This window comes from Burkholderia sp. COPS, from assembly GCF_019425585.1.
Taxonomy (GTDB): domain Bacteria; phylum Pseudomonadota; class Gammaproteobacteria; order Burkholderiales; family Burkholderiaceae; genus Burkholderia; species Burkholderia cepacia.
This window is the reverse complement of the sequence record NZ_WIXR01000005.1, coordinates 37291-49623: the sequence shown is the minus strand read 5'-3', so window position 1 is coordinate 49623 and position 12333 is coordinate 37291. Positions and strand designations below refer to the sequence as shown.

Below are 12333 nucleotides of genomic sequence, written 5' to 3'. Positions count from 1 at the left end.
CGGGCGCTCAGAAAACGTGCCGGACGCCGAGCGTCGCCATCATCTGGCGCGTGCCGGTCGAGCGCGCATACGCGAAGATCTGCGCATGGTCCGCGTCGCCGGCCGCCTGCTGCGCGATCACCGTCAGCGCGACGTCGGTGCGTTTCGACAGGTAATAATCGGCCTGCAGGTTCACCTGGTGCCATTTCGGCCGCTTGTCGATCACGTCGTACTTGCCGTTCGTGAACGCATACGCGGCGCCGAGAAAGAGCTGCGGTGTCATCGTGTAGACGACGTTCACGCCGAGGTTCTGCAGGTGCAGGTGCGAATTGTCGAGGTAATCGTAGCGCACGTCGGTAAACATCGCGGCGAACTGCGCGCGGCCGATCGTGTAGAAACCGCCGGTGCCCGCGATCCGCTGCCGGCTGGCGTAAGCCGCGGGCGTCATCGCGCTCTTGCTGAAGATCAGCAGCGGCGACGCGTAGTCGTTCGCGATCGCGCCGTCCTGGTTCGTCGCGCTGTAAGGGTGGTTGTACTGCGCGTAGACCGCGCTCCAGCGCAGCGGGCCCTGCTCGTAGCCGAGCCCGAAACTGTAGGCGCTGTTGTTCGCGAACCCCGTCGCGTTGCTGAAGCCGTACAGCGCGGTGAATTTCAGGCCGTGGTACACCGGGCTCACATACTTCACCGAATTCTGCACGCGGATGTCGTTGTAGCCGTTGTCGTTGTCGCCGATGTTCACGCCGTTGCTCGCGATGATCACCGGCCCGATGTAGTCGTGGATCGCGTCGTACTGGCGGCCGAACGTCAGCGAGCCGTAGGTGCGGTCGGCAAGGCCGACATAGGCCATCCGCCCGAACTCGCGGCCGTTCTGCGCGGCCGTGCCCGTCATCACGTTGAAGCCGTTCTCCAGCTGGAAGATCGCGGACAGCCCCTGCCCGAGATCCTCCTTGCCCTTCAGCCCCCAGCGCGGGTTCTGGTTCGTGCCGGACAACGCCTGCCACGCGTTCTTGCCACCCTGGTTGGTCGCGAACCCGACACCCGCCGAGATGAGACCGTACAGCGTGATGCTGCTTTGCGCACAGGCATGCGTCGCGAAGGCGCCGAGCATCGCGAGCGGGGCGAGCTTGTAGAGAGTTTTCATGCGGGTCGTGTGATCGGTGGTGGTCCAGGCGCGGCAGGGTTCCGCGAAACTGGCCTCGACTATACGAACCCGGATCGGATAATAAAAGTTTGCTTTTCTTATGTATCAATAAAACGGATTTATTCTCATCCTGGCATCGGCTGCAGCCGTCAGCCCCGCGAACCGGGGGTCAATCCGCCGTGTCGCCGCCCTTCGGCACCTTCGACCACGCATTGCGCCCCGGCATCGGCGCCCAGGCCGGGCGCGTCTTGCGCGCGCTGTCGACCACGACCAGATAACGGCCCGCGATCGGCGTGATGTCGCGGTCGCGACGCAGCACCCACAACGACTTGCCGGCCTCGACACGCGCCTGGTAATCGTCGTCGAGCAGGCCGTGACGATCGAAGAACGTGTTCAGCGACGCGGGAATCCGCACGCAGCCCTTCGAGTGCCGGATGCCGAGCAGCGCTTCGAGCCGGTCGGGATCGGTCGCATGCATCTGGAAGCGCATCGGCGACACGCCGCCCTTGCCCCAGCCGCGGTCGCCGTCCACCCAGCCGAAGTCGTAGATGCGCATGTCGCGGCGGCCGTAGCCGCGAATGCCGTTCTCGTTCGTCGTGCCTTCCGCGCGGAAATCCATGTTGTCGGGCGAGTGATGGAACACGCCGAGCGGCGTCACGAAATGGTCGTACTTGCCCGGCAACCCGGTGCCGACCGGCGAAGCGCCGATCATCAGCCACGCGTTGGCGGGCGTTGCACGGAAGTAGATGAACAGCGCCTGCACGTTCGGCGCGCGGTCGACCATCGCGACGTATTCGCCGGCGAGGTCGCCTAGATCCGCATCGGCGAGCGCCTCCTGGAGCCGCTGGCCGTAGGCGCGCTGCTCGCTTGCGGGCACGTTCAGGCGCCGCGTGACTTCCTGCGTGAAGCGCTTGCGCATGTCGACCGCGCGCGCCGTCGCATTTTTCGCCTCTTCGGCCGATAGCGGCGGATGCCGGCGTGGCGGTGTCGGCGGGGGTGCTTCGGCCTCGCTCGCGGCGGTGGCGGAAGCGGCGGACGCGGCGGAAGCGGCTGACGCGACGTCGGCAGCGGAAGTGCTGGAAGCAGTCGAGGCACCCGATGTCGCGCTGGCAGGCTCCGCATGACGCTCGTGCGACGCGGCTGACGCGGGCTGTACGGCCGACGCCCCCGACGACGCATGCGCAGGCGAGCCTCGTTGCGCATGAGACACCACCGACGCGGGCGGCGCAACTGATGAGGATGACGGAGCAACGGACGACGAAGGGTCGGACGCGGCAAACGCACGCGGCCCGACAAGCACGGGAACGATCAGGGCAACAGCGAGCGACACATACGCGGCGACTGTGCGGGTACGGCAACGCGACTTCGAAATGGGCCGCGTCAGGCTGAAAAGCATCATACGTTCGAAGCCATCGGCCGATCCGGCCGCCGCATGCTGCAGTTGCGGGCGGCGCATCTTCCGCGCGAGCCATCGACACGTCCGGCGCATCGTGTGCGCCCGGCGCCGACGCCTCTTCGCGGCGGAGCCGTTCGCCGATGCAACGCGTACGGTCCGATGGCGGCTAATGAGTCGTCAGGCCCTTCATTCTACGCGTCCGCGCAGGAATCTTCAGCGGCGCAAGCCGCGGTTTTACGGGGATTTGCGCTTCGTCACGCTTTGTTTCAACTCGTTGCCGCACGCATCTTTCGATGCATGGCAATCTCGTTGGTTGCACATTCGAGTCCGACAAAGGGCGCTGCTTTTTCGCCGCGGTGCGATGGCTTCGCCGATTCGATTCGGAAACCGGATCATTCCCGACAAGCCGTACGCGCCGGCCGCGCAGTGCGATGCCATCGCATGGCACGCATGCAGCACGAACCGTGCGACACGCGTGCACGATCACCGGTCACTTCGAGATGGCTTCGAGCGCGATGCCCTTCGTGCGCGGCCCCATGAGCCCGATCGCGGCCATCACGATCACCATCGCGCCCGCGATGAATGCGAACACGCCGAAGGTGCCGAAGCCCTTCAGCACGGCCGCGATCACGAACGACGAGAAGATCGCCGAGAAGCGGCTCCACGAATAGACAAAGCCGACGGCCCGTGCGCGGATCGACGTCGGGAACAGCTCGGCCTGATATGCGTGGAAGCTGTACGACATGATGTTGCTGGCGAGCGTGAGGCCGATGCCGAGCACGATCAGGAATGCGCCGACCGTCGTCTGGCTGAACAGCAGCCCGCAGACGACGATCGCCGCCGCCATCGCGACGATCACCGACTTGCGCTCGAAGCGGTCGGCGATCACGAGGCCGATCAGCGGGCCGACCGGCGCGGCGAGCGCGATCACGCTCGAATACATCAGGCTCGACGTGATCGTGATGCCCTGCTTGATCAGCAGCGTCGGCACCCAGTTCGCGAAGCCGTAGAAGCCGACCGTCTGGAACACGTTGAAGATCGTCATCATGATCGTGCGGTTGCGATACGGCTGCATCCACATGTCGCGGAAGCTGCCGCGCGGCGGCACGGGTTCGGCCGGCGCAGGCGGCGGCAGCGGCCGCCCGTATTCGGCTTCGACCTTCGCCTCGAGCGCGCGCATGATGCGGTCGGCTTCGTCGACCCGGCCCTGCTGCGCAAGCCAGCGCGGGCTTTCCGGCAATTCGCGGCGAATCCACCACACGAACAGCGCGCCATGCGCGCCGATCAGCACGACCCAGCGCCAGCCATCGAGGCCGAACGGCGCGTGCGGCACGAGCAGGTAGGCGAGGAACGCGACCACCGGCACCGCGACGAACCCGACCGCCTGCTCGCATGCGAATGCGCGGCCGCGGATCTGCTTCGGCACGAGTTCGGAGATGTACGTGCCGATCGTCACCATCTCGACGCCGAGGCCGAGACCGACGACGAAGCGCCAGAAGTTCAGCCCGGCCGCGGTGTCCTGGAACGCCATCACGACGTTGGCGGCCGTGTACCACAGCAGCGACCACGTGAAGATCGCGCGGCGGCCAAAGCGGTCGGCGAGAAAGCCGCACGCGATCGTGCCGATGAAGAGCCCGGAGAACAGCGCGGCGATGAAGCTCGCGACGCCCGTGGTGCCGAACAGGCCGTGTGTCGTCGCGGACAGGATGCCGCTTTTCACGAGGCCGGGCGCGACGTAGCCGCTGTACAGCAGGTCGTAGAGCTCGAAGAAGAAGCCGAGGCTCAGCAGGACGACGAGCTTCCAGACGGTACGCGTCGGCGGCAGGCGGTCGAGACGGGCCGAGATGGAGCCGGGGTCGACGGGAGGGGATTGGGCGGGTGCCTGCGAAAGGCTGTCCGTTGAGGCCATCTTGGGCGCGTCTCCTGTTCGTGTCGTGTTGTTGTCCGGCGACCTTCGAGCCGCCGTCGGGCGAATCGCTGCATTGTACCGGCACGTCCGTCCGACGCGAGCGCACCCCGGCCCCGATATCCGGCGCGCGACGACGGGCCGGCTGCACGCCGTACGTCGAACCGCTTCGGGTGCCTCACTTTTGCGCTGACCAACGTGTAACTTTCGTAACCGTCTGTCGGGTGCGGAAAACGCGCAGGAACGGCGACCCGGCGACGCATCGCGGCGGCGCCGGCCCCACGGTCCGGGCCTGATGCGCCGTTTCGCCCGGCCGCAAGCCGCCGGAACCGCCACAAACGGGGTACGCAATCAGTACAACCACGCGTTCCACACCCCGGTAACATGCTACCGGGCCAACCACCGGCTTCCGGGCACCTTTCGGCGCCCGGCATTGTCGGCAAATCGTAAGCATTCCATGTCCATACAACGACTATCCACGTACGCTCGCCGGATCGCGCTGATCGCGTTGCTGCAGTTCGCGGCGATCGCAACCGCGTCGGCGTTTCCGGAGGCCGCTTCCGCCCCGGGCGCAAGCGGCGTCGGCGCGCCCGTGCCCGCCATCTCGCTGAACGACGCCGTCGCGCAGCTCAAGCAGATGCAGGTCGAGCTCGACCGCATCAAGCAGCAGACGTCGACCGCGTCGAGCAGCAAGGAGCTGGACGCGCTCGACGACTCGGCGCAGGAGCTGAGTACCGACGTCGTGAAACTGCAAAGCGATCTCACGCCGCAACGCGCGCAGATTCAGGCACAGCTCGACGTGCTCGGGCCGCCGCCCGCCGAGGGCGCCGCGCCCGAAACGGCAGCCGTCGCGAAACAACGGGCCACGCTCGACGCGCGCAAGACGCAGCTCGATGCGGCGCTGAAGCAGGCCGCCGACCAGAAGACCAACCTCACGAACCTCGCCGAACAGTTCGCGAAGCTGCATCGCGGCCTGCTGAAGAACCAGCTCGCGTTCCGTTCGGGCGGCATTTTCAGCGCGCAGTTCTGGCTGCCGCTGTTCCATCTGTCGCCGGACGATACCCAGCGGCTCGGAGACTTCAACGAAGAAATCCGCGACATGCTGCGCTCGTCGTGGGTACCCGGACAAAAGGCGATCACCGCGCTGCTGCTGATTGCCGCGATCGCAGCCTGGCTCGGCGGCCGCCGGCTCCTCGAGCGCGGGCTCGCCTGGTTCTGCGTGAACCGCCTGCCGGCCACCCGCTTGCGCCGCAGCGCGCTGGCGTTGTCCATCGCGCTGTCGACCCTGCTGGCCACCGCCGTTGCCGTTCAGATCCTTTACCTCGCCGTCGCGCGCCGTTACGACCTCACGCCGGGGCTGACCGATCTGTGGGACCAGTTCGCGAAGCTCGCCGCGACCTGCGCACTGATCGCCGGGCTCGGCCGCGCACTGCTCTGCACGAAGCATCCGTCGTGGCGCCTCCCCGCGCTCGCCGATCCCGTCGCGCTCGCGATGAAGCCGTTCCCCGGCATCCTGGCCGCGCTGCTGCTCGTGTCCGGCACGCTCGAATCGATCAACCGGATCGTCGACACCAGCCTGTCGGTCACGCTGTTCGGTCGCGGCATCGTGTCGCTCGTCGTCACGCTGACGGTCGGCGCGTCGCTGTTGCGCGCCAACCGCGCGCGCGCCGCGCTCGCGGCGGCAGGCGAGGCGCCCGAACAGCGCTCGACGCTCGCCGGGCTGATCCATGCCGGCGTCACGCTCGCGATCGTCGCATCGTTGATCGCACTCCTGATCGGTTACGTCACGGTTGCACGCTTCATCACGTACGAACTCGTGTGGTTCGAGATCGTGCTGTGCACGACCTACATCCTGATCCAGCTGACGCGCGACGCGAGCGAAAGCCTGTTCTCGTCGAGCCTGTCGACGGGGCAGCAGATCAAGCACCTGTTCGCGCTCGAGGACCGCCACCTCGACCAGGCGCGCACGGTGCTGTCCGGCTTCGGAACGAGCCTGCTGATGCTGATCGCGGCCATCGCGCTGGTGACGGGCGGCTTCGGCACGACCCCGGGCGACCTGCTCGACAGCGCGGTCGCGATGATCGGCAGCCAGCGGCTGCAGAGCCTGAACATCATGCCCGACCGGATCCTGAACGCGGTAATCGGGTTCGCGATCGGCTTCTACCTGTTGCGCTCGCTGCGACGCTGGCTCGACAGCGAGTTCATGCCCGCGCTCGGCATGGATACCGGGATGCGCGTCTCGCTGATCACGCTGTTCACCAACGTCGGCTATGTACTGCTGGTGCTGATGACGCTCGGGCTGCTCGGCGTGCGGTGGAACAACCTCGCGTGGATCGTCAGCGCGTTGTCGGTGGGTATCGGCTTCGGCCTGCAGGAGATCGTGAAGAACTTCGTGTCCGGGCTGATCCTGCTGACCGAGCGCCCGGTGAAGGTCGGCGACATGGTCAGCATCGCGGGCGTCGAAGGCGACATCCGCCGCATCAACGTCCGCGCGACCGAGATCCAGCTCAGCGACCGCTCGACCGTGATCGTGCCGAACTCGCAGCTGATCTCGCAGAACGTGCGCAACGTGACGATGGGCAACAGCACGCAGGGCGTCGCGACGCTGGTGCTGACGTTCCCGCTGAACACCGATCCCGAGCAGGTGCGCGACCTGCTACTCGACGCGTACCGCGAGCACCAGGCGATCCTCGAGAAGCCCGCGCCGTCGGTCACGTTCAGCCAGCTCACGCCGGACGGGATCACGCTGAGCGTGACGGGCTACGTGTCGAGCCCGCGGATCGCGAGTTCGACGAAGAGCGATCTGCTGTTCGAGATCCTCAAGCAGTTGCGCGCGGCGGGCATCACGCTGTCGAGCCCGCAGATGCTGGTCGTGCAGAACATGCCGGCGGCGGAGAATTGAACAAAGACGGTCGGTCGCGTACTGCTGCTCTCGCGCCGACCGTCTCCAGTACTACCGAAATGCCCACCGTCCGATGACGCCGGCGCTGGCAAACAGCCGAAGCCGTGCCGCCTCCCACTCAGCCAGCGTTCGCACCCGTTCCTGGCGGGCATCGGAAAGGGCCGCTTGTGCCGACAACAGTTCCAGAATATCTCCTGCGCCGAACGCGTAACGATTGCGCGCCGACGTCAGCGCCGCTTCTGCGGCAGCCAGCAAGCGTGCAGACGCATCCAGGTTGCCCGCCGTCGTCTCCGCGTCGGCATGGGCCTTCAGCACGTCACGCAGAATCTGCTGCTGCGTATCGAGAAGCTGTACCTGTGCCAGTTCGCTTTGAGCCTGCGCGCCGCGAATCCGATACGTGCGAGAAAAGCCGTCAAAAAACGGAATCGTCAAAGTCAGACCGATGCTCGTCTGCGTCGCCCGCACTGACTGCAGTCCCTGATTCGGGTAACCGTTTCGCGACAGCGTACCGCTTAGATCGAGGGTCGGCATTCCGTCGGATCGCACGGCCGTGACCTTCGCTTGCGCAGCCTTCCATTTGGCCCGCGCTGCCCGGATCTCGGGGTGCGAACCTTCGGCCGTGCGAAGCCAGTCGCTTAGCTGGCGCTCCGCGTCCAGCGCAACCGGTGCGACCGCCTCTTCGACTTCGACCCGCGTGCCGACGGGCAGACCGGTCGCAAAGACCAGTTCGGCGCGGGCCCGAGCCACCTCCCCGCCAGCTCGCCGCGCAGCGAGCAATGCCTTGGCTAACGCCGTTTCCGCCTGCAATACGTCTGCTCGGGATGCTACGCCCAAGGCCAGCCGCTTGCGCGACGCACGCAGCGTCGATTCCGCCAAGGTCGCTGACTCGGTACGCGCTGCAAACGCCGCTTGAGCATTCTGGACATCGAAATAGCTCCCGATGACATCCACGACCGCCTTTTGCATCGCTGCGTCGTGGCCCGCCAACGCTGCCGTCAGCAGTTGTTGCGCCGCCGCGCCGTTTGCAGCTCGCCCGCCAAAATCGAGTAGCCGCCAGTTCAACGTCGCGTTCGACGTTCGACCGACGCCGCGCGTATTCATCGATGGTGCATCGGAATACCGGTTATAAGTCGTCAATTGGCTGATCGCCCCGTTGACGGTGGGGAGCCATGCCGATCTGGCTTCACCCACCGCAGCGGCCTGGATCTTGATCGACGCCCACGCCGCTCGAATACGGGGGTTGTGACATAGCGCAAGATCAACCGCATCACCAAGCGTCAGCGGCTTCGCCGGGCCAGTCGACGAAGCGCATACAACTGCCATGTCATCGCCCGGCAATCGCTGCCCCGCATCCAGCACCGGTAGACGGGTCAGCAACGGATCGGCCAGGGCATCCGGAATCCCGCGTGTTTCGGCATTGCAGGCAATTGAAACCAACATCAGGCAGAAGATCCACGGACACACGCCATCTTTCAAGCTCCTAGCGCTCACGCAAACTCTCCCGCGCATGCTGCAGCACCGGCGACAGCACGTACTCGATCACCCGCCGCGTACCGGTTCTGATCTCGGCACTACCCGACATACCCGGCGACAGTGCGACCTCGCGACCGTCAACCAGCAGCGCCGAACGATCAAGCAGGATCCTGACCGAGTAGACAAGTCCCTTCTTGTCGTCGTCAATCGCATCGCGCGAGACATGACTCACTGTCGCCGACAACGTGCCGTATTTCGTGTACTCGAATGCATCGATCTTCACGCTGGCGGCCTGCCCTTCCTCGACGAAGCCGATATCCCGGTTGTCGACGAACGCTTCCATTTCTACCGCCCCCTCTCGCGGCACGATCTGCATCAGCGGCTGTGCGGCCGGCACCGCCGTCCCGATGGTATGGACGGCAAGCTGCTGGACGGTTCCGTCGATCGGGGCAGTCAGACGCAGCAGTTCCCCGTGTGCCTCCGCACGCCGCATGTCGCCCGACGACGCGTCAACGATACGCTGCGCATCGTTCAACGCATCCCGGGTATTCCTTCGCGTCTCTGCCACGAGAGCCGCGCGTTGGTGACGAGCATCCGCAAGCTGTCCCGCCGTATCGATGCGCTGCTGCTCTGCCTCGATCCACGCGTGCTCCGCAACGTCACGGGTCTCCATCAATCTGGCGTAATCGTCCGCACGACGCGCCGCAAGCGGAGCGGCCTGACCGTACCTGTGTATTTCGCTGTCGAGACGGTCCCGTCGCGCGACGAAATCGCGCCATTGATCCAGCAGGTGCCGCTCGGCTTCGCGCCGACGCTCGGCCGACACGCCCTCCACACTCGCCAGTCGAGGCTGTCGCCCCGTGTCGATCGCGTCGATCAACGCCCGGGCACGCTCGGCTTGCAGTACCGCATTCAGCCGGTCGCCGTCCGCCCGTTGACGTTCGGCGTCGATTACGCGCGTATCGAGATCGATCAGCGCGTCGCCAGCCTTCACGACCTGTCCGTCGCGCACGTGCAGCGCTCGCACGCTGGCAACCTCGACCGCCGCCAGCGTCTTGGTCCGGGAGGATGGAATGATCTTGCCGCCGCCGTCGACAACAATGTCGATTTTCCCGAAATACGACCAGACGATCGCCGTCGTTACGAGCAGGATGAGAATGCGCGCGACCCACCGGCCTGCCGGCGAAACAGGTGTCGCCTGGACAGACAGCGCCGCCGGCAGAAACTCGGCCTCGTTCGCATTGAATGTCGGCAGCGTCATCCGATGGCGCCGCCTCCAGCAGTGACGCCAGACATCGCGGTACCGCCCGAACAGTTCACGCCAGGCCCCTGCCTGCTGTCGCATGCTCATATCCGTCCCTCTGCTACGTCGCGACCGCCTTGTTGCAGCGAATACAGGTGTGCGTAGATTCCATTCTTCGTGCGCAGCAGTGTGTCGTGCGTGCCGCTTTCCACGATTTGCCCGCGATCCATCACGAGAATCCGGTCGGCGTCGCGTACCGCCGAGAGCCGATGCGCAATGATCAGCACCGTACGCCGCGCGCAGATCGCCCGCATGTTGGCCTGTATGACGGCCTCTGATTCGTAGTCGAGCGCGCTGGTCGCCTCGTCGAATATCAGGATGCGTGGATCGGTCATCAATGCGCGAGCAATGGCAATGCGCTGCCGCTGGCCACCCGAGAGCCCCGTGCCATGCTCGCCGACAAGCGTGTCGTAGCCCTCCGGAAGCTCGCAGATGAACTCGTGTGCGCCGGCCAGCCTCGCTGCATCGATCACCGCGTCGATCGATGCAGTGGGTCGAGCCAGCGCGATGTTGTCCCGTACCGAACGATTGAACAGTGTGTTTTCCTGCAGAACGACGCCAATCTGCTGGCGCAGACTCGCCGTATCGATCACTGCAATATCGTGCCCGTCGACCAGCACTCGCCCGCGATCCGGCACGTAGAGCCGCTGTGCGAGCTTGGTCAGCGTGCTTTTGCCCGATCCAGAGCGGCCGACGATTCCGATGACCTCGCCCGCCGCGATCCTGACGGAGATCTGCCGGATGACATCGCTCGCATCCGGCCGGTAGCGAAACGATACCTGGTCGAATTCGATCGCGCCATCGAGACGGGGTACTCGCGTCTTTTTGGCTGCGGTTTCGGGCGCCGTGTTGAGGATATCCCCGAGGCGCCCCATCGAAATCCCTACCTGTTGAAAGTCGTTCCACAGCTGAGCGAGACGCAGTATCGGGCTGGACACCTGTCCGGCCAGCATGTTGAACGCGACGAGCTCGCCGACGGTCAACTTGCCATCGATCACCAACGTGGCGCCCAGCCACATGATCGCCGCGGTCACCAGCTTGCTGATCAACGTCACGCCGCCGCTTGCAATCGTGGCAACGTTGGTCGCCGACAGGCCCGAACTCACATAAGCGGCCAGTTGACGGTCCCATCGGTCCGTCCAGCGCGGTTCGAGTGCCATCGCCTTGACCGTATCGATTCCGCTGATGGTTTCAACGAGGAACGACTGATTTTCGGCGCCCTTATTGAATTTTTCGTTCAGACGCCGCCGAATGATCGGCGTAAACACGACCGACAACAGCACGTAGAGCGGAATCGAAACAACGACGATCAACGTAAGCCACGCGCTGTACCAGAGCATCACCCCAAGGAAAACGAACGAAAACGCGAGGTCCATCACCAGCGTCACGGCGTTGCCGGTTAGGAACGCGCGAATGTTCTCCAGTTCGCGAATACGGGCGACAGAATCGCCGACACGGCGTGCCTGAAACCACGCCAGCGGCAACGCCAACAGATGACGGAAGAGCCGCGCTCCGAGTTCGACGTCGATCTTGCTGCTCGTATGCGCGAAGACCCATGTTCGTATCCCCGAAAGCGCCGCCTCGAACAGCGTCGCGCAAATCAGCCCCACGGCGATCACGTTCAACGTCTTCATCGCGTGATTGACGAGCACCTTGTCCATCACCACCTGGAAGAAGAGCGGCGTGGCGAGTGCAATCAACTGCAGCACCAGAGAGATCGCAAGGACTTCGCCCAGCAGCTTCCGGTACGTGACGATTGCCGGAATGAACCAGCTGAAATCGAAGCGCGCCAGGGTACCCGCGATGCTGCTCTTGCTCGTGAAATAGATGAGCTCACCCGTCCAGATTTCCAGAAGACGCTCGCGCGTCAGCACGGTAGGCGCCTCACTCGGAAATTGAACAAGTGTTCGAGGCGCGCGCGTTCCGTCCCCGGCCTGATACTGCGCGACCACGAAATAGCCGCCTTCGCCTTTCATCCGTGCGACCGCGGGCAAAGGTGCCCGATCCAGTCGTTCGAGGCTCTGTTGAACGGCCCGGGCCGTCATGCCAAGTGAGCGCGCAGCTCGCAGGATGGTTTGAGTATCGAAACGACCGTAGCCGAATTCATGTCGCAACGCGGCCTCGTCGGCTGCGATGCCATGCAGGCTGGCCATCGTCAGAACGACGGCGAGACCGGAGTCGACATCCTGCGTCAGAGACGACGCTGGAGGCCGGAGAATGGAACTGTCCATGA

General features: G+C 65.0%; 7 protein-coding genes. 1 reads left to right on the top strand and 6 read right to left on the bottom strand.

What is annotated here, in order from left to right; all coding sequences use genetic code 11:
• Positions 1-7: 7 nt before the first annotated feature.
• From FOZ70_RS03835 to FOZ70_RS03825, 3 genes are all read right to left on the bottom strand, one after another.
• Positions 8-1120, bottom strand: a complete 1113-nt coding sequence (locus FOZ70_RS03835) for a porin (RefSeq protein ID WP_048025427.1) — start codon at positions 1118-1120, stop codon at positions 8-10.
• A gap of 169 nt (positions 1121-1289) precedes the next feature.
• Positions 1290-2609 carry a hypothetical protein gene (locus FOZ70_RS03830; RefSeq protein WP_219704977.1) on the bottom strand — a complete coding sequence of 440 codons (1320 nt, stop codon included), beginning with the start codon at positions 2607-2609 and terminating at the stop codon, positions 1290-1292.
• Between the two features lie 397 nt (positions 2610-3006).
• Positions 3007-4425, bottom strand: a complete 1419-nt coding sequence (locus tag FOZ70_RS03825; protein ID WP_219704976.1) for an MFS transporter — start codon at positions 4423-4425, stop codon at positions 3007-3009.
• A gap of 454 nt (positions 4426-4879) precedes the next feature.
• On the opposite strand from FOZ70_RS03825, the gene FOZ70_RS03820 reads away from it, so the two are divergent.
• A complete protein-coding gene (locus tag FOZ70_RS03820) occupies positions 4880-7324 on the top strand; it encodes a DUF3772 domain-containing protein (protein ID WP_048026721.1) in 2445 nt (814 codons plus the stop codon).
• A gap of 51 nt (positions 7325-7375) precedes the next feature.
• Here the strand turns inward: FOZ70_RS03820 and FOZ70_RS03815 are convergent, their stop codons facing one another.
• The 3 genes from FOZ70_RS03815 to FOZ70_RS03805 are packed head-to-tail and all read right to left on the bottom strand — an operon-like array spanning position 7376 to position 12331.
• Positions 7376-8833: a TolC family protein gene (locus FOZ70_RS03815; RefSeq protein ID WP_219704975.1), complete on the bottom strand. Its 1458-nt coding sequence runs from the start codon at positions 8831-8833 to the stop codon at positions 7376-7378.
• Positions 8805-10148 carry an HlyD family type I secretion periplasmic adaptor subunit gene (locus FOZ70_RS03810; RefSeq protein WP_060218580.1) on the bottom strand — a complete coding sequence of 448 codons (1344 nt, stop codon included), beginning with the start codon at positions 10146-10148 and terminating at the stop codon, positions 8805-8807. The genes FOZ70_RS03815 and FOZ70_RS03810 overlap by 29 nt, the downstream gene beginning before the upstream one ends.
• Positions 10145-12331, bottom strand: a complete 2187-nt coding sequence (locus tag FOZ70_RS03805) for a type I secretion system permease/ATPase (RefSeq protein WP_219704974.1) — start codon at positions 12329-12331, stop codon at positions 10145-10147. The genes FOZ70_RS03810 and FOZ70_RS03805 overlap by 4 nt, the downstream gene beginning before the upstream one ends.
• Between the last annotated feature and the right edge of the window lie 2 nt (positions 12332-12333).

What these genes read in the sequence shown, in the direction of transcription:
- FOZ70_RS03815 (WP_219704975.1), bottom strand. Translation starts at nt 8,833, where the DNA reads ATGCGCGGGAGAGTTTGCGTGAGCGCTAGGAGCTTGAAAGATGGCGTG.
- FOZ70_RS03830 (WP_219704977.1), bottom strand. Translation starts at nt 2,609, where the DNA reads ATGCGCCGGACGTGTCGATGGCTCGCGCGGAAGATGCGCCGCCCGCAA.
- FOZ70_RS03835 (WP_048025427.1), bottom strand. Translation starts at nt 1,120, where the DNA reads ATGAAAACTCTCTACAAGCTCGCCCCGCTCGCGATGCTCGGCGCCTTC.
- FOZ70_RS03825 (WP_219704976.1), bottom strand. Translation starts at nt 4,425, where the DNA reads ATGGCCTCAACGGACAGCCTTTCGCAGGCACCCGCCCAATCCCCTCCC.
- FOZ70_RS03810 (WP_060218580.1), bottom strand. Translation starts at nt 10,148, where the DNA reads ATGAGCATGCGACAGCAGGCAGGGGCCTGGCGTGAACTGTTCGGGCGG.
- FOZ70_RS03805 (WP_219704974.1), bottom strand. Translation starts at nt 12,331, where the DNA reads ATGGACAGTTCCATTCTCCGGCCTCCAGCGTCGTCTCTGACGCAGGAT.
- FOZ70_RS03820 (WP_048026721.1), top strand. Translation starts at nt 4,880, where the DNA reads ATGTCCATACAACGACTATCCACGTACGCTCGCCGGATCGCGCTGATC.